This window comes from Pseudooceanicola nanhaiensis DSM 18065 (genome assembly GCF_000688295.1).
Lineage (GTDB): Bacteria > Pseudomonadota > Alphaproteobacteria > Rhodobacterales > Rhodobacteraceae > Pseudooceanicola > Pseudooceanicola nanhaiensis.
Map to the genome: position 1 here is coordinate 1,276,929 of NZ_JHZF01000013.1, position 23,532 is coordinate 1,300,460.

A 23,532-nucleotide genomic window follows, 5' to 3' on the forward strand; every position below is an offset into this window, starting at 1 on the left:
GCGCGGGCGGCGGGGCGGGGCGGAAAGAGGGCGGGGCGGGTTGGACCTGGAACGGGCCGGGGTCAGGCTTCGGTGGCGGGGTCGCGGGTCTCGGCCGGGGCGAGGCGTTTCTCCATGTAGACGCTGAGCGGGTCGAGGACGTATTCGCCGTAGGGGCCGCGCTCCTCAAAGCCCATGTTGGCGTAGAGCTTGCGGGCGGCGTGCAGGCGATCCCCGGTCTCGAGGCGGAGGAGGGGGAGCTTGAGCTTCCGCGCGTGGTCCTCGAGCATCCGCATGATCGCCTGCGCGGCGCCGGAGCCGCGGGCCTCGGGGTCGACGAAGACCGACTTGATCTCGCCGTAGCCGTCCTTCTCCGCCACCGCGCCGCAGCCGATGGTCCGGCCGTCCCGCCGGGCGGCGAAGAAGTGAACATTGGGCGCGGCGAGTTCCTCGGGCATCATGTGATGGTTGCTTTCGGCCGGAAAGAGCTCGTCCATCAGCGCATGGCTGGCGAAGATCAGGCGGGTGACATCCGGGTCGAGCGGGGAGGCGGGGTCGATGCGGATCATGCGGTGAGCGCCTTTTCGATGGCGGCGCGGTCGAGGCCGGCCTGGCCGATGACCACCAGCCGCGTCTCGCGCGGGGCGGCGCCGAAGGGGCGGTCGAAATAGGTGTCCACGCGGGGGCCGACGGCCTGCAGCGTCAGGCGCATGGGCTTGCCCGCGATCGCCGCGAAGCCCTTGAGGCGGAGGATGTCATGGGCGCGGATCACCTCCGCCACCTGCTCGGCGAAGGCCGATGCATCTGCCACCTCCCCGCGCGATACCACGAAGGTCTCGAACTCGTCGTGCCCATGGTCGTGGTCGTGGTCGTGATCCTCCTCGTCGTCCTCGTGGTGGTGATGGTGGATCTCGTGCCGCGCCTCCGTGTCGGCCTCGGCCGCCGATTGCATCCCCAGCAGGACCTCGACCGGCAGCGCCCCCATGGAGGAGGGCACGATCCGGACGCCGTCGCGGATGCCGGCCTTGAGGTCTCCGAGGATCGCCTCGGCCTCGGCGGGTGACAGGAGGTCGGACTTGTTCATCACCACCATGTCGGCGCAGGTGAGCTGGTCCTCGAAGAGCTCCGAGAGCGGCGTTTCGTGGTCGATCGATTCGTCGGCGGCCCGGATCCTGTCCACCGCCGCCTCGTCATGCGCGAAGCGGCCGTCGCGCAGCGCCGGGCCGTCGACGACCGTCACCACCCCGTCCACGGTGACGCGGGTCGAGATTCCGGGCCAGTTGAAGGCGCGGATCAGAGGCTGGGGCAGGGCGAGGCCCGAGGTCTCGATCACGATGTGGTCCGGGCGGTCGGGTCGGTCGAGGAGCTTCTCCATCGTGGGGACGAAATCCTCGGCCACGGTGCAGCAGATGCAGCCGTTCGAGAGCTCCATGATGTCGTCCTCGCCGCAGGCCTCGTCGTTGCAGCCCTTCAGGAGGTCTCCGTCCACGCCGAGATCGCCGAACTCGTTGATGATCAGCGCGATGCGCTTGCCCCTGGCATTGCTCAGCATGTGGCGGATCAGGGTCGTCTTCCCGGCACCGAGGAAGCCGGTGATGATCGTGGCGGGGGTCTTGGTCTGCATCTGGGTCAGGCTCCGGTGTTGTGCGGAAGGGGCGCGCGGCCTATGGCTCCGGGGAGGGAGTGCGGCATGACACGGCACGTGATTTCGATCTGCGGGGAGTGCGAGGGGGCGGGGGCGGCCCTGGCCGGGGCCGTCGGCGCGCTGCCCGAGGGGGTCGCGCTCCGGCTGGCCCCCTGCATGAACGTCTGTTCCCGTCCCGTCACCGTGGCGGCGCGGGCCGAGGGGAAGGCCGCGTATCTCTTCGGCGGCGTCGGGCCGGCGGATGCGGCGGCGCTCGCCACCTTCGCGCGCCTGTATGCCGGGGCGCCCGACGGCATGATCGCGGACGCGCGCCCGCTGGGGCGGCTGCGGTTCTGCCTGATCGGTCGGATCCCGGCGTAGCTCATTCCACGGTCACCCTCTGCACCGCCTCGACCGGCGTGCCGTCGATCGCCAGCTGTTCGTGGCTGTTGGCGTTCAGGGTCACGCGGATCTCGGTCTCGCCGGGGGTGATGCCCGAGACATGGGCATAGGGGCCGTAGCTCCGCAGCACCTTCACCCCGTCGACATAGACATGGGCGTGGCCCTCGCCCGGGACGGGGGCGCCGTTGACGTGCTCCGGGGCGAAGCGGAAGTTCTCGGTGACGATATGAAGGTTCACGCCGCCGTTCCCCTCGGGCGTGGCCTGCAGCATCACCCGGAGGCCGGCCCCCGCCTCGAGCAGCGCGGAATGGTCGTGCCCCGCCATGTCGGCGTCGCCATGGGGCACGCCATGGGCGGCATGATCGTGCCCCTCGGACATCGTGGCGCCGGGCGCCTGCGCCAGCAGGAAGCCCAGCCCGGTGCCGAAGAACAGGCCGATGAGCAGCATGAAAAGGGTGTTCTTCATCCCGTCGCTTTCCTTGCCCGAGGGGCGCCGCCGCGCGGGCGGCGCCGGTCTCTCAGGCGGTCCGGGGCAGGGCGGCGCCGGCCGCCTCGCGCTGCCAGAAATACCCGGCGAAGGCCCCGAGCGCCACCCAGGCCGCCAGCCCGACGCCAAGCGCGCGGGCGGCGAAGAGGGCGCCGATCTCGGGCGGCACTGGGCCGGTGAAGCTGTCCGGATGCGGCGCGCCGACGAGCTGCGGTGCCAGCAGCAGCCCGATGGCCGCGCCCCACGCCATCCAGCCCGAGCCGAAGGCGATCAGCCAGAGCGCGGCGGCGGTCGCGACGACCGTGGCGCCCCACCACAGCTGGCGGGCGACGAGGTCCGCCGCGGCGACGCCGGGCACCTCGGGCGGCAGGCCGAAGGCCGGGGCGAAATGCACCGAGGCAAAGCCCGCGAGGCCCCAGAGGATGCCGTGCCGCGCGTCGATCACCGCGCCACGCTGCGTGGCCAGCGCCATCAGCGCGACGAGGATCAGCGCGTAGCCGGTATAGACCAGCGCGGTGAAAAGCACCGAGAGCCCGTCGCGTACCGGATCGAAGCCGGGCAGGTCGGGATGGGCGCTGACCGCCTCGGCCCCGAAATGGACAATGTCCCCGCCCTCGTAAAGCTCGGCATGCAGAAGCACGGGCTGGACGAAGACGAGCTGCAGCGCGGCGGCGATCAGCCCCGCGCAGAAACCAGCGAACAGCGCGCTGGTCGCGATCTGTCTGAACATCCGACTGTCCCGGGGCTCAGTGGCAGGGGAAGCCGGTCGCGTGGCGCACGTCATGCGCGGCATCGTGCAGGGTCTGCGCCTGCAGGTGGCCCGCGAAGACGATGATGCCCAGGCCGATCAGGGCGGCGGCGACGATCGAGAGGGCGCCGGAGGTCGTGCCGGCGGCTGCGGGGGCGTGTGCGGTCATGTTCTCACTCCTTGCCGTCATCCCCGACGGCGTTTGGGTTTCCATCATACGGCCGGTCTCCTGGCTTGTGGGTCCCTGCGTGCCTTCGCCTTCCCGGTTTCCCAGTGGCCATCGAAGGCCCGCTCGCCACGTCACAGTCGCGGGGGCGGCTGCGGCTGCGGGCCCCTGGATGGGTCACCCGTTCCGCATTCCCGATTATCCCCGGGCGCTCCTGCGCCCTTCACGGGGAACCGTATGTACCGTTCATGCGAAATTCCCCGGGGTCACGTCAAGGTGAAACGGCGGGCGCGCGTCCGCCCTGCGCCCTGTCTTCCTCTGGTCCATGTATCCCGGGGGGTGAATTGCCCGCCTGCGGGCAAGAGGGGGGCAGCGCCCCCCCTTTCGGGGCGACGGGCCGCGCCCGGCGCCATATCTTGTGGATAACCGCCGATCGCCCGCCACATGCAGTCAGGCTTCGATTGACTCGGCCCCGCCCCAGCCTCCACCCTGAGGCGATAACGGGAATCACCCCGAGGCAGAGCATTTGCGTTTCTCGAAACTCAGACTGACCGGCTTCAAGAGCTTCGTCGACCCGACCGACCTGCTGATCCAGGACGGGCTCACGGGCGTCGTGGGGCCGAACGGCTGCGGCAAGTCCAACCTGCTCGAGGCGCTCCGCTGGGTGATGGGCGAGAACCGCCCGACCGCGATGCGCGGCGGCGGGATGGAGGACGTGATCTTCGCGGGCGCCGCCTCGCGCCCGGCGCGGAACTTCGCCGAGGTGACGCTCCAGATCGACAATGCGGAGCGCCTCGCGCCCGCCGGGTTCAACGACCAGGACCATCTGGAGATCGTCCGCCGGATCACCCGCGACGTGGGCTCTGCCTACAAGGCCAATGGCAAGGACACCCGGGCGCGCGACGTGCAGATGCTCTTCGCCGACGCCTCCACCGGCGCGCATTCCCCGGCGCTGGTGCGGCAGGGGCAGATCTCCGAGCTGATCAACGCGAAGCCGAAGAACCGGCGCCGTATCCTCGAGGAGGCGGCGGGGATCTCCGGCCTCTATGCCCGGCGCCACGAGGCCGAGCTGAAGCTGAACGGGGCGGAGCAGAACCTGACCCGCGTCGACGACGTGGTCGAGAACCTCGCCTCGCAGCTCGCCACCCTGGAGCGGCAGGCGAAGCAGGCCGCCCGCTACCGCGCCATCGGGACCGAGCTCCGGCAGGCCGAGGGGATGCTCCTCTACCGTCGCTGGCGCGAGGCCGACGAGGCGCGGACCAAGGCGCTCGCGGCGCTGCGCGAGAAGACCTCGGCCGCCGCGCAGGCCGAAACGGCCGCCCGCGCCGCCGCCAGGGCGCGCGAGGAGGCGGACGAGGCGCTGCCGCCGAAGCGCGAGGAGGAGGCGATCGCCTCGGCCATCCTGCAGCGGCTGACGGTGGAGCGGGATGCTCTGGCCGACCGCGAGAAGCGGGCGCTGGACCTGATCGGGACGCTGAAGGCGCGGATCGCGCAGCTGATGCGCGACATGGACCGGGAATCGGGCCTCAACCGCGACGCGGGCGAGACCATCGCGACGCTCGAGGCCGAGGCCGAGGCACTGGCCGAAGCAGGTGAGGGCCATGACGCCGCGCTGGAGGAGGCGGCGGAGGCCGCGCGCGAGGCGGCCGCGGTCTTGCGCGAGCGCGAGGAGGAACTGGCGGAGCTGACCGAGGATGTCGCCCGGCTGGCGGCGCGTCACCAGTCGGCGCACCGCTTCCTCGAGGACAGCCGCAAGACGCTGAACCGCTCCGAGGAGGAGGCCGGCAAGGCACGTGCGGCGGTGGCCGAGGCGCGCAAGCTGCTGTCGGGCGCCGACGCGGCGCAGGCGAAGGCGCAGGAAGAGGAAGAGATCGCCGCGGCCACCGCCGAGCGGGCGGAGGAGACCCTGCTGGCGGCCGAAACCGCGCGGGCCGAGACCCAGTCGCGCGAGGCCGATGCCCGGGCGGAACGCTCGGCGGCCGAGGGCGAGGTGAACGCGCTCCGGGCCGAGGTGACGGCGCTGGCGAAGCTGGTGCAGCGGGACACCGCCGAGGGCGGGCAGGTGATGGACCTCGTGAAGGTCCGCGCGGGCTACGAGAAGGCGCTCGGGGCGGCCCTGGCGGACGACCTGCGGGCGCCGGTGGTGGATGCGGACGGGCCCTCGGGCTGGACGGTGCTGCCCGGCTACGGCGCGGGGCAGGAGCTGCCCGCCGGGGTGCAGGGGCTCGCGAATTACGTGACGGTGCCCGAGGTGCTGCACCGCCGGATCTCGCAGATCGGCGTGGTCGAGGCCGAGGACGGCGCGCGGCTGCAGGCGCAGCTGAAACCGGGACAGCGGCTGGTGACGGTCGAGGGCGATCTCTGGAGATGGGACGGCTACCGGGCCTGGGCGGAGGACATGCCGTCCGCGGCGGCGCTGCGGCTGCAGCAGCTGAACCGGCTGGAGGAGCTGAAGCAGGAGCTGGAACACGCGACCAACCGGGCCGAGGGCGCACGGTCGGCGCATGACCATCTCGCGCAGCGGCTCGCGGACCTCGCGGAGGCCGACAAGCAGGCGCGGCAGGCACGGCGCGACGCGGACCGGCTGATGGCCGAGGCCGCGCGGGCCCTGTCGCGGGCGGAGGCGGACCGCAACCTCGCGGAGAGCCGGCTGGAGAGCCTGGGGCTGTCCGTGACGCGCCACGAGGAAGACGCGATGGCGGCCCGGAAGCAGCTGGCGGAGGCCGAGAAGGCCGTGGCCGATCTGGGCGATCTGGAGGCGGCGCGGTCGGCGGTCGACCAGATCAAGATGGCGGTCGAAGGGTCGCGGATGGCGATGATGTCGCGCCGCGCCTCCCACGACGAGCTGCGCCGCGAGGGCGAGGCCCGGGTGAAGCGCGCGGGCGACGTGGCGCGGGAGCTGACGAGCTGGCGGACGCGGCTGGAAAGCGCCGACCGCCGCGTCGGGGAGCTCGACGAGCGCCGCGCCGATACCGCGGCCGAACTGGCCGAGGCCGAAGAGCTCCCCGCCGGGCTGGCCGAGGAGCGCGAGAAGCTCTCGGCCGGGATCGAGGAGGCCGAAGCGCGGCGCCGGAAGGCCGCCGATGCGCTGGCCGAGGCCGAGACCGCCGCGCGGGAGACCGTGGCCAACGAACGCGACGCGGAGCGCCGGGCGTCGGAGGCGCGCGAGGCGCGCGCCGCGGCGGAAGCGCGGGCCGAAGCCGGGGCCGAGGCGGTGACGACGGCGGCCGAACGGATCGCCGAGGAGATGGAGCTCTCGCCGAAGCAGCTGCTGGAAAGCCTCGACATGGATCCGGATGCGATGCCGCCCTCGGACGATATCGAGAACGACGTGAACCGCCTGAAGCGCCAGCGGGATGCGCTCGGCGCCGTGAACCTGCGCGCCGAGGAGGACATGAAGGCGGTCGCGGGCGAGCACGGGGAGCTGATCCGCGAGAAGGCCGACCTCGAGGCCGCCATCGCGACGCTGCGCTCCGGCATCGCCTCGCTCAACAAGGAGGGCCGCGAGCGGCTGCTGACCGCTTTCGAGCAGGTGAATTCGAACTTCGGCCTGCTCTTCACCCACCTCTTCGGCGGCGGTGAGGCAAACCTCGTGCTGGTCGAGAGCGACGATCCGCTGGAAGCCGGGCTAGAGATCATGTGCCAGCCGCCGGGCAAGAAGCTGGCGGCCCTGTCGCTCCTTTCGGGCGGCGAGCAGACCCTGACCGCGCTGGCGCTGATCTTCGCGGTCTTCCTCGCCAACCCCGCGCCGATCTGCGTGCTCGACGAGGTCGACGCGCCGCTCGACGACGCCAACGTGACCCGCTTCTGCGACATGCTCGACGAGATGTGCCGCCGGACGGACACGCGGTTCCTGGTCATCACGCACCACGCGGTGACGATGGCCCGGATGGACCGGCTCTTCGGCGTGACGATGCAGGAGCAGGGGGTCAGCCAGCTGGTTTCGGTCGACCTGAAGAAGGCCGAGGCGCTGGTCGCCTAGAACGGGCCGCCGACCGCTTCGTGTCCGCCCGGCACCGCCGCCGTATCGACGCGCGCGATGTCGCCGCGGTGGAAATGCGCTCTGGAGAGGGCCGCCAATCGCCGCGCCTGCGCCCAGTGCCCCACCATGAAAGAAGACCCGGCAGAGCATTTCTCTGCCGGGTCGCAGTAAGGGAACGGCGCACTTGCTACGGCACGACCCCGAGCCTAGGCCGCAAGTCCTACCGAAAGGTTACCGGGCCCCTCAGAGCCGGTTCAGCAGGTCGGGCGTCGGCCAGGCGTCTGCGGGCAGGCCAAGCTCGATCTGGACCTTCTGCACCGCCTCGCGGGTCTTCTCGCCGAGGATCCCATCGACATCGCCCACGTCGTGGCCGCGGGCCACGAGCTTCTGCTGGAGCACCTCCATCTGGTCGCCCGACAGGCCCGGATCGGGATTGCCCGGATCGAAGACCGGCGCGCCCTCCAGCCGGGTGGCGAAATAGGCGGCGGTCAGGACGTAGACGAAGCTCTGGTTCCACTCGAAATACACCCGGTAGTTCGGGTAGGCGAGGAAGGCCGGCCCATGCCGGCCCTGCGGCAGCAGGACCGAGGCGGGCAGGTCCGGGCGCATCATCTGGCCCGAGCGGGGCTGCACCCCGAGCGCCTGCCATTCGGCGGCCGTCATCTCGTGGTCGAGGCCGGTCTTCGTCCAGTCGAGCCCCTCGGGGACCGAGACCTCCTGCAGCCACGGCTCGCCCGCGCGCCAGCCGAGCGAGCGCAGCATGTTGCCGCCCGACATCAGCGCGTCGGGGGCGGAGGTCTTGAGGCTCACGTGGCCGTCGCCGTCGCCGTCCACGCCGTTGGTGAGGATGTCCTCGGGCAGCATCTGGACCATGCCGATCTCGCCGGCCCAGGCGCCGGTCGTCGTGGCCGGCTCGAAATCGCCCTTCTCGTAGAGCTCGAGCGCGGCGAAGACCTGCGGGCGGAAAAGCTCGGGCCGACGGCAGTCGTGGGAGAGCGTGACAAGCGCGTTCAGCGTGTTGAAGTCGCCCTGGAAGGCACCGTAATCGGTCTCGAAGGCCCAGAAGGCCAGCAGCACGCCGGGGGCGATGCCGTAATCGCGTTCGATCCGGGCGAAGGTGTCGGCGAATTGCCGGGCCTTCTGCTGGCCGGTCTGCATCCGGTTGGCCGAGATCAGCCGCCGCGCGAAGGTGGTGAAGTCGAGCTGGAAGACCCCCTGCGCCCGGTCGGCCTGGATCACCTTTGGATCGTGGCGGACACCCGAGAAGAAACGCTGCGCGGCGGCGGCATCATGGCCGCGCGAGACGGCCTCCTGCTGCAGGCCCGCGACGAAGCTTCCGAAATCGCCGCCGCACTGGGCGGTGGCGGCTCCGGCGGAGAGGGTGAGCGCGAGGGCAAGGGCAACGGGCTTGGCGGTCATGAGGGCCTCTGGCTGTGGTCAAATCCCGGCGAAGGTAGCAGCTTGCGCCCCCCAGGCAACGCCTAGCCGATCAGCGCCAGCGCCGCGGAGGCGGCCAGCAGCACCGCCCAGACCCGCCAGAGAAAGCCGCAGGCCCCGTCTATGGCGGCCGGGCCGGGGTCGCGGCGGCCCTGCGGGTGGACCCAGGGAAAGTCCTTCATTTCCCCGTGATAGGCGCGCGGGCCCGACAGGGCGACGTCCAGTCCCCGGGCCAGTGCGGCCTCGGGCCAGCCGGCGTTCGGCGAACGGTGGCGGCGCGCCTCGGCCGTGATCGCGGGCCAGTCGCCCAGCCCCCGGCCGAGCGCGGCGAGGATCAGCGCGGTCAGGCGCGCGGGGATCCAGTTCATCAGGTCGTCGAGCCGCGCGGCCGGTTTGCCGAAGCGTTCGTGGCGCGGCGTGCGGTAGCCGATCATGCTGTCCGCGGTGTTGACCATCTTGTAGAGCGCCATCCCCGGCAGCCCGCCGACGAGAAACCAGAAGGCGGGCGCGACGACCCCGTCCGACAGGTTCTCGGCCGCGCTTTCGATCGCGGCGCGGGCGACGCCGGGGCCGTCGAGCGCGGCGGTGTCCCGGCCGACGATGCGGGCCACGGCCCGGCGGCCGTCGTTCAGCGACAGGCGCAACGCGTCACCCACGGCCGCGACATGCTGCACGAGGGATCTCTGTGCCAGCAGGATCGCCGCGGCCAGCGCCTCGACCACCGGGCCGAGCGCCGAGAGCGCGCCGCCGATCAGCAGGGCCAGCGTGCAGAGCCCGGCGAGGGCGAGCGCGCCGCGCAGCAGACGCGCGCGGCCGCGGTTGACGCGCAGGTCGCACCAGTGGATCGCGCGGCCCATCAGCACCGCCGGGTGCGGCAGGCGAGACCAGAGCCAGCGCGGCTCGCCCATGGCGGCGTCGATCAGCAGCGCGGCGCAGAGAAGGGCGGCCGTGTCCATGGTTCAGGCGAGCGCGGCCTCGACCCGGTCCCATTCCTCGGGCGCGGGCAGGCCGAGGCGGATCAGGTCCGAGGACCAGGGGAAGACGCGGCTCCAGATCCGGTGCCGGGCGAGGCGGCCGCGCAGCGCCGCGGCGTTCGGGATCCTGTAGAGGCGGAAGAGGTCGGTGCCGCCCGCCGGCGTCGCGCCCGCGCCCGCGGCCAGCCGGTCCATCCGCGCCGCATCCGCGGCGAGGCGGGCGCGCGTCCGCGTGGCCCAGTCGTGGTCGGCGAGCGCGCGGCGGCCGATCTCCTGCGCGGGGCCCGAGATGTGCCACGGGCCGAGCGTCTCGCTCAGGCGGTCGGTGAACTCGGGATCGCCGATCACGAAGGCCAGCCGCAGGCCGCCGAGGCCCCAGAACTTGCCGAGGCTCTTGAGAACCAGCGTCCGGGGCTCGGCCGCAAGCGCGATGTGCGAGCGATCGGGGGCGAGGTCGCAGAAGCTTTCGTCGATGACCCGAAGGCGGGCGCCGCTCGGCGGGGCCGGGTGCCAGCGGCCGTCGGGATTGTTCGGGTGGACGATCACCAGGGCATGATGGTCCGGCACCGGATCGAGGGCGAGGACCTGCCAGCCGGCTGCCGTGAAGGCGGGCGCGTATTCGTTGTAGGTGGGCCCGGGGATCGCGACGGTGCCGGCGGGCGTCAGGCCGGGCAGCCGGCCGATGATGGCGGAAAGCCCCGGCACCGGCAGGATCGCCGCCCCTTCCGGCACACCCCAGAAGCGGCGGGCCGCCTCGACAAGCTCCGTCTGCGCCGCCCGGTCGGGCAGGTCGCGCCAGGTGCGGGCGGAGAGGGCCGGGATCGGGTAGGGCACCGGGTTGATGCCGGTGGAGAGGTCGATCCAGGTGTCACGCGCGCCGCCGAACCGTTCGGCTGCGGCGTCGATCCCGCCCCCGTGGTCGCGCCCCATGATCAGCTCTCCGGCAGCGGCGGGTGGCGGGTGACGAAATGGCCCTTCACGCCCTGCGGCCACTGCCGGAAGGGGACCTGCCCGGTCTCGGAGGCGGCATGCAGGCCGGCATATTCGACGATCGCCGCAGCCGCCTCCGCGCCCGGCTCGAACCGGCCCAGGGTGTAGGAGAGCTTGCCGCCCGCCTGGATCGCGACGTTGCAGCCATGGGTGCAGCCCATCAGGCACGAGACCCGGCGGGTGCGCAGGCCCGCGGCCTCGGCCATCGGTTCGAGCAGCTCGGCCAGACGTGCGCCGTCGGTGTCGGGGACACCGCGTTCGGCCCAGTCCTCGCGCTTGCAGGTGTCGCAGATGGTGATCCAGGTGGACATTCGGGCCTCTCGATGTGATGCGCCTCGGCGTCGGTTTCGCTCGAAAATCCCGGGGGATGCCGGTCCGCCCCGGCCGTCGGAACATTCGCTTTGTGTCAGGCGTCCGAAAAGCGCCGGGTGGGCCGGTTTCGTTAACCGTTTGTTAGGAACTCGCTCGGACCGTGTTCATCATTCAGGCTTCCTCTAGCCTGTCGCGGCCCTTTCGCGCAACGAGGCAATGACCGGCATGACCCACGATCCGCAGCATGGCTCCCACGTGACACGGGTCCTGATCGTGGAGGCCGAGGCCGAGCTTGGCCGGCTCTGGCAGGGCCATCTGGTCCGGCTGGGCTGCGAGACGCGTCTTGTCCACGATCAGGACGCCGCGGTGGCGGCGCTGCAGGCGCGCGAATACGACGTGATCGTGCTGGACCTGATCCTGCCCGGAGGCGCGGCTCTGGCCGTGTCGGATTACGCGAGCTACCGGCAGCCGGGCGCCCGGGTGATCTTCGTGACGAATTCCGCCTTCTTCTCGGACGGGTCGATCTTCAACCATGCCCCGAACGCCCGCGCGCTGCTGCGGGCGGACGGGCCGCCCTCCGACCTGGCCGCCATCGTCGAGCATTACGGCGAGGCCGGGTAGGGCCGCGTTTCCGGCATTGCGGCGCGGGGGGGGCGGGCTAGGCTGAGGCCGCGCAGCGGGGGGAATCGCCATGCTCACGCCATTCGGTCCCGGTCTCAGGACCGCCGACGGCCCCGAGGTCGAGGTCTTCGGCTTCCGCTACCCGACACGCATGGCGCTGATCCGCCTCTCGGACGGCAGGCTGATGGCATGGTCCCCCGTGCGCCTGACCCCCGGCCTGCGCGACGCGGTGGAGGCCTTCGGTCCGCTGGCCCGGATCGTCGCGCCGAACGCGCTGCACCACCTGAGCCTCGGCGACTGGCAGGCCGCCTTTCCGGCCGCGCGTCTTCTCGCCCCGCCGGGGCTTGCGGCCAAACGGGGCGACCTGCGGATCGACGCGCAACTGGGGGAGGCGCCCGATCCGGCCTGGGCGGGCGAGGTCGATCAGGTCATGATCCGCACCCGGATCACGGACGAGGTTGTCTTCTTCCACCGGGAAAGCGCGACGGCGATCGTCACCGACCTGATCCAGCGCGTGCCGGCCGAGACTCTGTCGGGCTGGCGCGCCGTGGTGGCGCGGCTCGACCGGATGAGCGGGCCCGAGCCGCAGGTGCCGCGCAAGTTCCGGATGGCGATGACGGACCGCAACGCGGCGCGCGCGGCCGTGGGGCGCATCCTCGACTGGCCGACGCAGCGCCTGCTGATCGCTCACGGCGCCCCGGTCGCGGTCGGCGGCGGGGCTGCATTGCGCTCCGCCTTCGGCTGGCTGACCGGCTAGCTCAGCCGCGCCCGTGCGGCGCGGTCAGGTCGAGATCCGGCGTGATCGGGATGATCCGGTGCGGATTCACGGTCTCGTGGCTGTAATGGTAGTGCCGCACGATGTGGTCGAAATGCACCGTCTCCGCGACGCCCGGCCATTGGTAGAGCTCGCGCAGGTAGGGCCAGATGTTCGGGTAATCGACGATCCGGCGCAGGTTGCACTTGAAGTGCCCGTGATAGACCTTGTCGAAGCGGATCAGCGTGGTGAAGAGCCGCCAGTCGGCCTCGGTGATCGCGTCGCCCAGCAGGTAGCGGTTTTCGGACAGGATGCCCTCGATCCAGTCGAGGCTGTCGAAGAGCGGGCGGACGGCCTTGTCATAGGCCTCCTGCGTGGTCGCGAAACCCGCCTTGTAGACGCCGTTGTTCACGGTGTCGTAGATGCGCGCGTTGATCGACTCGATGGGCTCGCGCAGGGCCTCGGGCCAGTAATCGTCGGTGTTGCCGGTGATGCCGTCGAAGGCGGAATTGAGCATCCGGATGATCTCGGCGCTCTCGTTCGAGACGATCACCTCGCGCGCCTTGTCCCAGAGGACGGGCACGGTGACGCGGCTCGTCACCTCGGGCTCGGATTTCTGGTAGATCTCGCGCAGGAAATCGAAGCCGAAGAGCTTGTCGCCGGTGGCGCCGGGGAAATCGGTGCGGAACTCCCAGCCGTCCTTCAGCATGTCGGGATGCACGACCGAGACGTCGATATGCGCGCCCAGGTCCTTCAGCTGGCGGAAGATCAGCGCGCGATGCGCCCAGGGGCAGGCGTAGGAGACATACAGGTGGTAGCGGCCGCTTTCAGCCTCGAACCCGCCCTCGCCCGAGGGGCCGGGGCTGCCGTCTGCGGTGATCCAGTTGCGGAAACTCGATTCCTTGCGCTCGAACGCGCCGCCTTCGGAAAGCGCCTCGAGGCTCTCCTCGTGCCATTTACCGTCTATCAGCTGGCCCATGTCATCCTCCGTCGTGCTTCGGGTTCCACATAGACCATGGGACGCCGGTGCCTACGGGCAGGAGCGCGCAGGGGTTTTGCGCCCGCGCACAGGCGGCGCCGGAACCAGGGCGCGGAATGCCGCGAAGGGCGATTGCGGCGGGCGGGGGCCATCCCTATAGAGGGGGCAGACGATGCCGCCGGGGCAAGCCCGGGGGCCGGAAAGGAGCAGGCCCTCCGCGCCGACCCGCACAGGGGGCGCCGGGCCGGATCGTCATGGCCCCGCGGCGGGGCGTCATCCCCTTTCCGTGGCTGAGACGAAAGAGGGACTTCATGCGCCATCTCCTACGCATCACCACGGTGATTTCCGCAGGCACCGCCCCCGTGGCCGCCCTGGCCCACCCGGGCCACCTGACCGAGGTCGCGGGCCACGGCCACTGGCTGGGCGCCGCCGCGATCGGCGCGGCCATCGCCATCGGCCTCTGGCAGGCGCTGAAGGGCCGCAGGAACGCCGCCCGTGACGATGACGCGGCGGAGAGCGCCGAAGCCGAGCCGCAGGACGCCTGAGCCATGACGAAAATCGGAGTGATGATCTGCGGCCACGGCTCCCGGAGCCAGGCCGCGGTGGATGAATTCGCCGTGCTGGCCGAGAAGCTGCCGCCCCTGCTGCCGCCCGAATGGGAGGTCGATTACGGCTATCTCGAATTTGCCAACCCGGTGATCCGGGCGGGCCTCGACCGGCTGCGCGACAAGGGCTGCGAGCGGATCCTCGCGGTGCCGGGGATGCTCTTTGCCGCGATGCACGCGAAGAACGACATCCCAACGGTGCTGAACACCTATGCCGCCGAGCACGGGATCGAGGTCAGCTATGGCCGCGAGCTGGGCGTGGACCCGAAGATGGTCGCCGCCGCGGGCGCCCGGATCCGCGCGGCGGTGGCCGAGGCGGACGCGCGGAGCGGGCCGGTGCCGCTGGAGGAGACCTGCCTCGTCGTCATCGGCCGCGGCGCCTCGGACCCCGATGCCAACGGCAACGTCGCCAAGATCGCGCGGCTGCTGCACGAGGGGCTGGGCTTCGGCTGGTGCGAGGTCGGCTATTCCGGCGTCACCTTCCCGCTGGTCGAACCCTGCCTCGAACACGCGGTGAAACTGGGCTACCGGCGGATCGTCGTCTTCCCCTATTTCCTCTTCACCGGCATCCTGATCGACCGCATCTACGGCTTCACCGACCGGGTGGCCGCGGCCCATCCCGGCATCGAGTTCGTGAAGGCGGGCTATCTCAACGATCATCCCAAGGTGCTCGAGACCTTCGCCGAGCGGGTCCGCGAACAGATGGGCGCCATCGCGCCCCCGAACTGCGGCACCTGCCTGTTCCGGGAACAGATCCTCTCGACCGGCGAGACCGGGCACACCCATGTCACGCCCGCGGAACGCCGGGCGCTGGCCGAGGCGCGCGACAAGGGCCATCCGGCCCTCGGACCCGTTCCGCCGCAGACCTGCGTGATGTGCAAGTACCGGGTCGAGGTCCTGGGCTTCGAGGCCGAGCTCGGCGCCCCGCAGGAGAGCCATCACCACCATGTCGAGGGGCAGGGCGCCTCGGCACCGGGTTCCAACGTGGCCGATTGCACGCTCTGCGACACCTTCTGCACCGGCGCCTGCCGTCTGGAGATGCCGTGGCATCACCATCACCACGGGCACGGCCACGACCACGGCCACGGAGACGGCCACGGGCATCACCACCACCATCACGGTCATGACCACGACCACGCGCATGCGGAATACCCGCATGCGAAGCATCCCCACGGGCCGGAAAGCGCCCGGCCGAAATGACGCCGCTCTTCGACACGCATCTCGTCGTCGACTGGTCCGCGCGCAATGCGCCCAGTCCGGCCCGGCCGACGATGGATGCCATCTGGATCGGGATCGTCCGCGACGGGGTGGCGGAGGATCCGGTCTATTGCCGGACCCGGCACGCGGCGGTCGCATGGCTCTCGGAGTTTCTGGCCGGCGAGGTCGCGCAGAACCGGCGGGTGCTGGCCGGCTTCGATTTCCCCTTCGGCTATCCCCGGGGCGTCGCCCGCAGGATCTGCGGTTCCGACGCGGCGCTCGATCTCTGGGACTGGTTCGCGGGGCAGGTCGTCGACGGTCCGGACAACGTGTCGAACCGGTTCGAGGTGGCGGGACGGATCAACGACCTCTACGCGGGCACCGGACCTTTCTGGGGACGGCCCGAGACCGCACCGGTGCCGTCGATCCCGATCAGGGCCAATGCGCGCGAGGGCGGCGATCATCCGCCCGAACGCCGGATCGCCGACGCGCGGGCGAAGGGGGCCAAGACCGTCTGGCAACTCGCCTATTCCGGCTCGGTCGGCTCGCAGGTCATTCTCGGCCTGCCGGCGCTGGCCGCGCTCCGCTCCGATCCCCGGCTGGCCGGGCACGTGGCCGTCTGGCCCTTCGAGACCGGCCTCGCCGTGCCCGAGGCCCGGATCGTGCTCGCCGAGGTCTATCCCTCCCTGCTGCAGGCCCAGGCCCATGCGGCCGGGGACGAGGTGCTGGACCGGGCGCAGGTGCGGGTCACCGCCTCGGCGCTAGCGGGGCTGGACCGGTCGGGTGGGCTCGGCGCCCTGTTCGAGGCGACGGCCGACCTGAGCGCCGAGGAGCGCGAGACCGTGGCGCGGGAGGAGGCGTGGATCCTCGGCCTCGGCCACGAGACGGCGCTTGTGTCCGCCGCAGGGGGCGAGAGCCCCCCGGCGCAGCCCCGGCCGTATCTCCGCACCATGCGCTACGAGAAGGACCCGGCGGCGATCTACGCGCAGAGCTTTGCCACCGTCCGCGGCGAGGCCCGGCTGGAGCGGTTCGACGAGGGCATGGCCCGGATGGCGGTGCGGCTGATCCATGCCTGCGGCATGGTCGAGATCGCGGACCGGCTCGCGTATTCGCCGCTCGCCTTCGACGCGGGACGGGTGGCGCTCTTGAACGGCGCCCCGGTGATCTGCGATTGCGAGATGGCGGGCGCCGGGGTGATCCGGCGCTACCTGCCCGCGGACAACGAGGTGATCGTGACGCTGAACGATCCGCGGGTGCCCGCGATCGCCGCCGGGATCGGCAACACGCGATCGGCGGCGGCGACGGAGCTCTGGGTCGACCGGCTCGAAGGCGCGGTGGTGGCGATCGGGAATGCGCCGACGGCGCTCTTCCACCTGCTGGAGCTGCTGGACCAGGGCGCGCCGAAACCGGCGGTGATCCTGGGTTTCCCGGTGGGCTTCGTGGGCGCGGCGGAGAGCAAGGCGGAACTGGCCGCCAACCCGCGGGGCTGCGATTTCGTGGCGTTGCGCGGGCGGCGGGGCGGCTCGGCCATGGCCTCGGCCGCGGTGAATGCGCTGGCGGCGGGGCTGCCGGAAGAGAAGGTCTGAGAGGCGGGCGCGTCGCGCCGTCTCGCGTGGAACGGAGTACAGGGTGATGGCGGACGCGTGGCTGCATATCGTGGGGATCGGCGAAGAGGGGATGGACGGCCTCATGCCCGCCACCCGCGCCGTGATCGAGGCGGCCGAGATCATCGTCGGCGGCGACCGGCATCATGCGCTGTCCGACAGCGTGACGGCCGAGCGGGTTGCCTGGCCGCATCCCTTCGATGCGCTGATCGACGTGCTGAAGGGCTATCGCGGGCGGCGTGTCGTGGTGCTGGCCACGGGCGACCCGCTCTGGTTCTCGGTGGGGGCGCGGATCGGGCGGGCGCTGCCTGCGGGCGAGATCGTGTTCCACCCGCAGCTCTCGGCGTTCCAGCTGGCGTCCGTCCGGATGGGCTGGTCGATGGCGGATCTCGAGACGCTGACGGTCCATGGCCGGCCGGTGGAGCAGATGATCGCCTTCATCCAGCCCGATGCGCGGCTGCTGATCCTGACGACGGGCTCCGAGACGCCGGGCCAGATCGCCCGGTTCCTGACGGAGCGGGGGTTCGGCGCCTCGCCCATGACCGTGCTCGCCAACATGGGCGGGAAACAGGAGAGCCGCTTCGACGGGGTGGCGGAGAGCTGGGACCACGCGGTGCCCGCCTTCAACACGCTGGCGGTCGAGTGCCGGGCGGCGCCGGATGCCGCGCTGCTGCCGCGGGTGCCGGGGCTGGCGGACGAGCTCTTCCAGCATGACGGCACGATGACCAAGCGCGAGGTCCGCGCGGCGACGCTGGCGAAGCTCATGCCGATGCGCGGCGCGCTGCTCTGGGACATCGGGACCGGCTGCGGCTCGGTCGCCGTGGAGTGGATGCGGGCGGCGCGCTATGCCCGCGCCGTGGGGATCGAGCCCCGGGCCGACCGGCGGGCGATGGCGGCGGCGAATGCGCTGGCGCTCGGCGCGCCCCGGCTCGAGATCGTCGACGGGGTGGTCCCGGCGGCGCTGGAGGGGCTCGAGGCGCCGGACGCGGTCTTCATCGGCGGCGGGCTCTCGCGCGAGGTCTTCGTGGCGGCCTGGGAGGCGCTCCGGCCGCTCGGGCGGCTCGTGGCCAACGCGGTGACGCTGGAGAGCGAGGCGGTGCTGGCGGAACTCCACGCGGAATTCGGCGGCGAGCTGGTGCGCATCGCCGTGCAGCGGGCGGAGCCGGTCGGCTCCTATCGCGGCTGGCGGGCCTCCATGCCCGTGACGCAATGGTCGCTGGTGAAGCGGTGAGCGGCTTCGTGGACGCGGTGCGCGCCTGGCCCGGCCGCGGGGGAGGTGGCGCGTTCGGGAGCCTCCGGCGGGAGTATTTCCGGAAAGATGAAGAAGAGGGGCGGTCCCGGGGGACACGGGGCTGCGACGGGCTGCAGGCGGCCGACCCGCGGCCGGGATGTCGGGCTCTGTCGGCCCGGAGGGCGTGCTGATGGCGGGGGTGCTCTACGGCGTTGGACTGGGGCCGGGGGATCCGGAGCTGGTGACGCTGAAGGCGGCGCGGCTGATCGGGGCGGCGGAGGTCCTGGCCTATCCGGCGCTCGCCGGGGCGGCGAGCTTCGCGCGGTCGATCGCGGCGGGGCTGATCCCGGCGGGGGCCGAGGAGATCGTCATGGAGATGCCGATGACCGAGGCGCGGGGGCCGGCGCAGGTGGCCTATGATGCGGGAGCGGCGCGGATCGCGGCGGTGCTGGAGGGCGGGCGGGACGTCGTCTGCCTCTGCGAGGGGGATCCGTTCTTCTATGGCTCGTTCATGTACCTTTTCGCGCGGCTCTCGGAGCGGTTCGCGGTCGAGGTGGTGCCGGGCGTGACCTCGGTCACCGCCTGCGCGGCACGGGCGGGCGTGCCGCTGGTGGCGCGGAACGAGCGGCTGGAGGTGCTGCCGGGGACCTTGCCTGAGGATGAGCTGGCCGCAAGGATCGGCGGGGCCGAGGCCGTCGCGGTGATGAAGGTCGGCCGGCATCTGGGCAAGATCCGGCGGGTTCTCGCGGGGCTCGGGCTCGAGGGGCGGGCGGTCTACGTGGAGCGGGCGACGCTCAGGGAGGAGGTCGTGCTGCCGCTGGCGCAGGCGCCGGAGGCGGCGCCCTATTTCTCGATGATACTGGTGACGAAGGGGGGCGATCCGTGGCTCTAGATCCTGTGGTGATGGCGGTGTCGGGCTCGGGCGCGGGGGTGGCGCGCCGGGTGGCCGATGCGCTCGGCGTGGCGATGTGCGGACGCGCGGGGCGGGTCGCCGGGGCGGATGCGGGTTTCGCCGATGCGCTGGTCTTCGCGCGCGAGATGTTCGCGGCGGGGCGCCCGGTGGTGGGGGTCTGCGCGAGCGGGATCCTGATCCGGGCGGTGGCGCCTCTGCTGGGGGACAAGCGGGCGGAGCCGCCGGTCGTGGCGGTGAGCGACGACGGGCGGGTCGTCGTGCCGCTGCTCGGCGGGCATCGCGGGGCGAACCGGCTGGCGCAGCGTGTGGCGGAGGCGCTCGGCGGCGTGGCGGCGGTGACGACGGCGGGCGAGGTCTCGCTGGGGCTCTCGCTCGACGAGCCGCCGGAGGGCTGGGTGCTGGGGACGCCGGAGCTCGCGAAGGACGCGATGGCGCGGCTGCTCGCGGGCGGGACGGCCCGGATCGGGGGGGACGCGGCGGCCGCGGCCGACTGGCTGGCGCGGCTGCCGCAGGCGGCACCGTCGGACGAGGGCGGCCGGGACGTCGTGGCCATCGCGGCGACGACGATGCCTGCGGCCGAAGGCGTGCTGACGTACCATCCGCAGCGCTTCGCGCTCGGGGTCGGGTGCTCGCGGAACTGCCCGCCGGAGGAGCTCGAGACGCTGGCCCGGGACGTTCTGGCCGAGGCCGAGGCTGCGCCGGGGGCGATCCGTGCGGTCTATACGATCGACGTGAAGGCCGACGAACCGGCGGTCGTGGCGCTGGCGCAGACGCTGGGCGTGCCCCTGCGGGTGTTCCCCGCGGAGGCGCTGGAGGCGGTGGCCGGGCGGCTCGAGACGCCATCGGAGGTGGTCTTTGCCGAGGTCGGCTGCCACGGGGTCTCCGAGGGGGCGGCGCTCTGCGGGGCGGGCGCGGCGGGCGTGCTGGCGGTGCCGAAGCGCAAGACGGCGATGGCCACCTGTGCGCTGGCGAAGGTCCCGGGGGTGATCGACGAGCTGCGCGGGCGGCCGCGGGGGCGGCTCTCGGTCGTGGGCATCGGGCCGGGGCAGGCCGCCTGGCGGACGCCGGAGGTCTCGCGGCTGGTGGCCGAGGCGGAGGAACTGGTGGGCTACGGGCTCTACATCGACCTGCTGGGGCCGCTGGCCCTGGGCAAGGCGCGGTCGGATTTCCCGCTGGGCGGGGAAGAGGCGCGCTGCCGGTATGCGCTGGAACGCGCGGGCGAGGGGCGGAACGTGGCCCTGGTCTGCTCGGGGGACGCGGGGATCTACGCCATGGGGGCGCTGGTCTTCGAACTCCTGGACCGGGAGGAGGCCGCGGGCGGCGTGAGTGCCGCGGCGCGTCGGGTGGAGGTGGTCTGCTCGCCGGGCGTGAGCGCGTTGCAGGGGGCGGCGGCGCGGGCCGGGGCGCCCCTGGGGCATGATTTCTGCGCGATCTCGCTGAGCGATCTGCTGACGCCGCGGGAGGATATCCTCCGCAGGCTCCGGGCCGCGGCGGAGGGGGATTTCGTGATCGCCTTCTACAACCCGGTCTCGAAGACGCGGCGGACGCTGCTGGCCGAGGCGCGGGATATTCTTCTCGCGCACCGGCCCGGCGAGACGCCGGTGATGCTGGCGACCAACCTCGGGCGGGCGGAGGAGCATGTGCGCTACCGGCGGCTGGATGAACTGGATGTCGACGAGGTGGACATGCTGACCGTGGTGCTCGTCGGCTCGTCGAATTCGCGGCTGGCGCATCTGGGCGAGGGGCCGCGGATGTATACGCCGCGGGGCTATGCGCGGCGGATCGACGGGGATCTCTCGGGGAAGGCGGGGTCCAAATGAGCCTTCGGCACATGACTCATCGGCCCCCATCCTGGCCTTCCCCCGATCCGGGGGAAGGAAGCCCGTGGCGGGCCGACCCCCTTCTCCGGGACAGGGCGCCCGTGGCGGCGGCGGGGATGTCTGCCGAGATGCGGTTCGGGGGCAGGTCTGCCCCTGAACGCGCCTTTTCAAGTGTGGGTCGAGTCGCGCCCGCCTCAAGGACAGGCCGCGGCGGGGCCGCGGTGCGCGGCCGCGCATCCTTGACCGGGGCCCGACTCGCGACGGGAGAGATGTCATGACGGTGTTCTTCGTGGGGGCGGGGCCGGGGGATCCGGAATTGCTGACGCTCAAGGCGCAACGGGTGATCGCGGCCTGTCCGGTCTGCCTCTATGCCGGTTCGCTGGTTCCGGCGGAGGTGGTGGCGGGCGCGCCGGAGGGGGCGCTCGTGCGGGACACGGCGCCGATGACGTTGGAGGAGACCCATGCGGAGATTGTCGCGGCGCATGCGCGCGGCGAGGACGTGGCGCGGGTGCATTCGGGAGACCCGTCGCTCTATGGCGCGATCGCGGAGCAGATCCGGCTGCTGCGGCGCGACGGCATCGGCTACGAGATCGTGCCGGGGGTGCCCGCCTATGCCGCGGCCGCCGCGGCGCTCGGGCAGGAGCTGACGATTCCCGAGATCGCGCAGTCGATCGTGCTGACGCGGGTGTCGATGAAATCGACCTCGATGCCCGCGGGCGAGACGCTGGAGAACTTCGCGCGGACCGGGGCGACGCTGGCCATTCACCTGGGCGTGCGGAACCTGCGCGAGATCGAACGGCAGCTGGTGCCGCATTACGGCGCGGCCTGTCCGGTGGTCGTGGCCTACCGGGTTGGCTGGCCGGACCAGAGGCTGATCCGCGGCACGCTTGCGGACATCCACGCGAAGGTCCGGGCCGAGAAGATCACCCGGACGGCGCTGATCCTCGTGGGCCCGGCGCTTGGAGACGGGGCGGTCTTCCCGGATTCGGCGCTCTACGATCCGGCCGTGCCGCATGTGCTGCGGCCGCGGGTGCGCAAAGCATGACACTCCGATGAAGATTTGCCGCATTATCTTGACGTAAACGTCCCTCAGGTCAAACTTCGTCAGGGGCGCGCTGGAGAACGGACGAGTCGGATCATGACGGAATATCTGCCGAAAGAGCTTCGGGACGGTCTCAAGGCCGCAAACCAGCTGGCGCGCGCCAAGAAGAGCCGCCTGCGGGTGCGGGCGGGCGACGAGCTGATTCCCGTGATCCGCTTCTGGGACAAGGGCTTTGCCGTGGAGGCCGAGGCCGCGCCGCGGCTGCGCGGGCTGGTCGACATCTACGACGGCACGCGGCATATGTTCCAGTGCCTGATCGTGGCGGCCGACGAGGACGACGGCGAGATGTGCTACGATTTCAAGCGCGCGACGCCGGCCACCGATCATGTGCCGCTGGACTTCGAACGGCCGGACGACGCGCCGGCCGGGCTGATCGGGCGGAACTGACCGGCCGGGGCCGCAAGCGGGGCGACGCCGCGCCCGTCGCGCGGATTGTTATGCCTGATAGCAATTGTTGACAGCAATCTTCCCGCCGGTCATGGTGACGCCGACGGCGGAACCTCCGGCGGTGCGCGATGGCGCGCCGGGAACCGGGGGACGCCCGACTTGGGAGGATACCATATGACCATCATGAAGACCCTTTCCCGGGGCCTCGCCATCGGTGCGGCCGCGACGCTTCTGGGCACCGCCGCCTTCGCGCAGGAGGTGACGCTGAAGATGCACCAGTTCCTGCCGGCGCAGGCATCGGTGCCGAAACACGTGCTCGACGTCTGGGCGGACAAGGTCGAGGCCGACAGCGACGGCCGCATCAAGATCGAGCGCTACCCCTCGATGCAGCTCGGTGGCAAGCCGCCGGAACTGGTCGACCAGGTGCTCGACGGCGTGGCCGACATCGTCTGGACCCTGCCGGGCTATACGCCGGGCCGCTTCCCCTCGACCGAGGTGTTCGAGCTGCCCTTCATGGAGACCAACGCCGAGGCCACCAGCCGCGCCTACTGGCAGCTGGCCGAGAAGCACTTCATGGACACCGAGTTCGGCGACCTGAAGATGCTGGGCCTCTGGGTGCACGGCCCCGGCCTGATCCACTCCTCCGAGCCGGTGACCGAGCCCGCCGACCTGAACGGCGTCAAGCTGCGCGCGCCGACGCGGGTGACCAACCAGCTCTTCACCGGGCTGGGGGCGACCACCGTCGGCCTGCCGGTTCCGGCGGTGCCCGAGGCGCTGTCGAAGGGCGTGATCGACGCCACCGTGATCCCGTGGGAGGTGACCGCCTCGCTCAAGGTGGGCGAGCTGGTGAAGAACCACACGGAATTCGGCGACGCCTCGCTCTACACCGCGACCTTCATCTTCGCGATGAACAAGGACAAGTACGAGGCGCTGCCCGATGACCTGAAGAAGGTCATCGACGACAATTCCGGCGAGGACTTCTCGGCCTTCGCGGGCAAGGTGATGCAGGACTACGATGCCCCGGCGCGCCAGGTCGCCGTGGACCTCGGCAACAACATCATCGAGCTCACGCCCGAGCAGGTGCAGGTCTGGCGCGACGCGTCGGCCGGTGTCGAGAAGGCCTGGGTCGAGGAGATGTCGGGCCGGATCGACGCGCAGGCGCTCGTGGACGAGGCCCGCGCGCTGATCGAGGAAAACACCAAGTAACGCGGACGGGGG

General features: G+C 71.6%; 23 protein-coding genes and 1 riboswitch. Of the genes, 13 read left to right on the plus strand and 10 right to left on the minus strand.

What is annotated here, in order from left to right:
• Nucleotides 1–62 precede the first annotated feature (62 nt).
• On the minus strand, nucleotides 63–548 hold the full coding sequence (locus tag Q344_RS24225) for a GNAT family N-acetyltransferase (protein WP_051630696.1): 486 nt from the start codon (nucleotides 546–548) through the stop codon (nucleotides 63–65).
• Complete coding sequence (gene cobW, locus Q344_RS0116285; protein ID WP_028287687.1) at nucleotides 545–1,603, minus strand: cobalamin biosynthesis protein CobW; 1,059 nt, start codon at nucleotides 1,601–1,603, stop codon at nucleotides 545–547. Before cobW ends, Q344_RS24225 begins: the two co-directional genes overlap by 4 nt.
• Nucleotides 1,604–1,669: 66 nt before the next feature.
• On the opposite strand from cobW, the gene Q344_RS0116290 reads away from it, so the two are divergent.
• The gene (locus Q344_RS0116290) at nucleotides 1,670–1,984 is read left to right on the plus strand and encodes a DUF1636 family protein (RefSeq protein ID WP_028287688.1); all 315 of its coding nucleotides are present in this window, start codon (nucleotides 1,670–1,672) and stop codon (nucleotides 1,982–1,984) included.
• Nucleotide 1,985: 1 nt separating this feature from the next.
• Here Q344_RS0116290 and Q344_RS0116295 read toward each other — a convergent pair whose 3' ends face one another.
• From Q344_RS0116295 to Q344_RS25600, 3 genes are read right to left on the minus strand one after another with little or no spacing between them, the layout of a single operon-like run.
• Nucleotides 1,986–2,471, minus strand: a complete 486-nt coding sequence (locus Q344_RS0116295; RefSeq protein ID WP_028287689.1) for a hypothetical protein — start codon at nucleotides 2,469–2,471, stop codon at nucleotides 1,986–1,988.
• 52 nt (nucleotides 2,472–2,523) lie between these two features.
• Complete coding sequence (locus tag Q344_RS0116300; protein ID WP_028287690.1) at nucleotides 2,524–3,222, minus strand: CbtA family protein; 699 nt, start codon at nucleotides 3,220–3,222, stop codon at nucleotides 2,524–2,526.
• Nucleotides 3,223–3,238: 16 nt separating this feature from the next.
• Complete coding sequence (locus Q344_RS25600; RefSeq protein WP_084178446.1) at nucleotides 3,239–3,409, minus strand: CbtB domain-containing protein; 171 nt, start codon at nucleotides 3,407–3,409, stop codon at nucleotides 3,239–3,241.
• 33 nt (nucleotides 3,410–3,442) lie between these two features.
• A riboswitch (cobalamin riboswitch) is annotated at nucleotides 3,443–3,659 on the minus strand.
• Between the two features lie 273 nt (nucleotides 3,660–3,932).
• Here Q344_RS25600 and smc point away from each other — a divergent pair.
• Nucleotides 3,933–7,388 (plus strand): chromosome segregation protein SMC, encoded by a 3,456-nt coding sequence (smc, locus tag Q344_RS0116310; protein ID WP_028287691.1) that lies wholly within the window; start codon nucleotides 3,933–3,935, stop codon nucleotides 7,386–7,388.
• A gap of 243 nt (nucleotides 7,389–7,631) precedes the next feature.
• On the opposite strand, the gene Q344_RS0116320 is transcribed toward smc, so the two are convergent.
• The 4 genes from Q344_RS0116320 to Q344_RS0116335 all read right to left on the minus strand — a co-directional run bounded on the left by Q344_RS0116320 (nucleotide 7,632) and on the right by Q344_RS0116335 (nucleotide 11,100).
• Nucleotides 7,632–8,807, minus strand: coding sequence for a lytic murein transglycosylase (locus Q344_RS0116320; protein WP_028287692.1), 1,176 nt, complete (start codon nucleotides 8,805–8,807; stop codon nucleotides 7,632–7,634).
• Between the two features lie 62 nt (nucleotides 8,808–8,869).
• Nucleotides 8,870–9,781 (minus strand): adenosylcobinamide-phosphate synthase CbiB, encoded by a 912-nt coding sequence (cbiB, locus tag Q344_RS0116325; protein WP_028287693.1) that lies wholly within the window; start codon nucleotides 9,779–9,781, stop codon nucleotides 8,870–8,872.
• Nucleotides 9,782–9,784: 3 nt separating this feature from the next.
• A complete protein-coding gene (locus Q344_RS0116330) occupies nucleotides 9,785–10,729 on the minus strand; it encodes an aminotransferase class I/II-fold pyridoxal phosphate-dependent enzyme (RefSeq protein ID WP_188781514.1) in 945 nt (314 codons plus the stop codon).
• A gap of 2 nt (nucleotides 10,730–10,731) precedes the next feature.
• Nucleotides 10,732–11,100: a DUF1636 family protein gene (locus Q344_RS0116335; protein WP_028287695.1), complete on the minus strand. Its 369-nt coding sequence runs from the start codon at nucleotides 11,098–11,100 to the stop codon at nucleotides 10,732–10,734.
• 217 nt (nucleotides 11,101–11,317) lie between these two features.
• Here Q344_RS0116335 and Q344_RS0116340 point away from each other — a divergent pair, with 217 nt between their 5' ends.
• Together Q344_RS0116340 and Q344_RS0116345 are read left to right on the plus strand one after the other, a co-directional pair.
• Nucleotides 11,318–11,722: a response regulator gene (locus tag Q344_RS0116340; RefSeq protein WP_244881789.1), complete on the plus strand. Its 405-nt coding sequence runs from the start codon at nucleotides 11,318–11,320 to the stop codon at nucleotides 11,720–11,722.
• A gap of 70 nt (nucleotides 11,723–11,792) precedes the next feature.
• Complete coding sequence (locus Q344_RS0116345; protein WP_028287697.1) at nucleotides 11,793–12,479, plus strand: DUF4336 domain-containing protein; 687 nt, start codon at nucleotides 11,793–11,795, stop codon at nucleotides 12,477–12,479.
• A gap of 1 nt (nucleotide 12,480) precedes the next feature.
• On the opposite strand, the gene Q344_RS0116350 is transcribed toward Q344_RS0116345, so the two are convergent.
• The gene (locus Q344_RS0116350) at nucleotides 12,481–13,455 is read right to left on the minus strand and encodes a glutathione S-transferase family protein (RefSeq protein WP_028287698.1); all 975 of its coding nucleotides are present in this window, start codon (nucleotides 13,453–13,455) and stop codon (nucleotides 12,481–12,483) included.
• A 311-nt stretch (nucleotides 13,456–13,766) separates the two neighbouring features.
• Here Q344_RS0116350 and Q344_RS0116355 point away from each other — a divergent pair, with 311 nt between their 5' ends.
• From Q344_RS0116355 to Q344_RS0116395, 9 genes are all read left to right on the plus strand, one after another.
• Entirely contained in the window at nucleotides 13,767–14,000 is a 234-nt protein-coding gene (locus Q344_RS0116355) for a DUF6732 family protein (RefSeq protein ID WP_028287699.1), read from the plus strand.
• 3 nt (nucleotides 14,001–14,003) lie between these two features.
• Nucleotides 14,004–15,260, plus strand: coding sequence for a sirohydrochlorin chelatase (locus Q344_RS0116360; RefSeq protein ID WP_028287700.1), 1,257 nt, complete (start codon nucleotides 14,004–14,006; stop codon nucleotides 15,258–15,260).
• Nucleotides 15,261–16,207: 947 nt separating this feature from the next.
• Nucleotides 16,208–16,843: a precorrin-8X methylmutase gene (locus tag Q344_RS0116365; protein WP_028287701.1), complete on the plus strand. Its 636-nt coding sequence runs from the start codon at nucleotides 16,208–16,210 to the stop codon at nucleotides 16,841–16,843.
• Between the two features lie 46 nt (nucleotides 16,844–16,889).
• Entirely contained in the window at nucleotides 16,890–18,092 is a 1,203-nt protein-coding gene (locus Q344_RS0116370; RefSeq protein WP_028287702.1) for a bifunctional cobalt-precorrin-7 (C(5))-methyltransferase/cobalt-precorrin-6B (C(15))-methyltransferase, read from the plus strand.
• Between the two features lie 190 nt (nucleotides 18,093–18,282).
• Complete coding sequence (cobI, locus tag Q344_RS0116375; RefSeq protein ID WP_028287703.1) at nucleotides 18,283–18,984, plus strand: precorrin-2 C(20)-methyltransferase; 702 nt, start codon at nucleotides 18,283–18,285, stop codon at nucleotides 18,982–18,984.
• Complete coding sequence (gene cobJ, locus Q344_RS0116380; protein ID WP_028287704.1) at nucleotides 18,975–20,825, plus strand: precorrin-3B C(17)-methyltransferase; 1,851 nt, start codon at nucleotides 18,975–18,977, stop codon at nucleotides 20,823–20,825. The genes cobI and cobJ overlap by 10 nt, the downstream gene beginning before the upstream one ends.
• Nucleotides 20,826–21,099: 274 nt before the next feature.
• Nucleotides 21,100–21,870, plus strand: coding sequence for a precorrin-4 C(11)-methyltransferase (cobM, locus tag Q344_RS0116385; RefSeq protein WP_028287705.1), 771 nt, complete (start codon nucleotides 21,100–21,102; stop codon nucleotides 21,868–21,870).
• Between the two features lie 93 nt (nucleotides 21,871–21,963).
• Nucleotides 21,964–22,314 (plus strand): hypothetical protein, encoded by a 351-nt coding sequence (locus Q344_RS0116390; RefSeq protein WP_028287706.1) that lies wholly within the window; start codon nucleotides 21,964–21,966, stop codon nucleotides 22,312–22,314.
• A gap of 174 nt (nucleotides 22,315–22,488) precedes the next feature.
• A complete protein-coding gene (locus tag Q344_RS0116395; RefSeq protein ID WP_028287707.1) occupies nucleotides 22,489–23,520 on the plus strand; it encodes a TRAP transporter substrate-binding protein in 1,032 nt (343 codons plus the stop codon).
• Nucleotides 23,521–23,532: the final 12 nt, after the last annotated feature.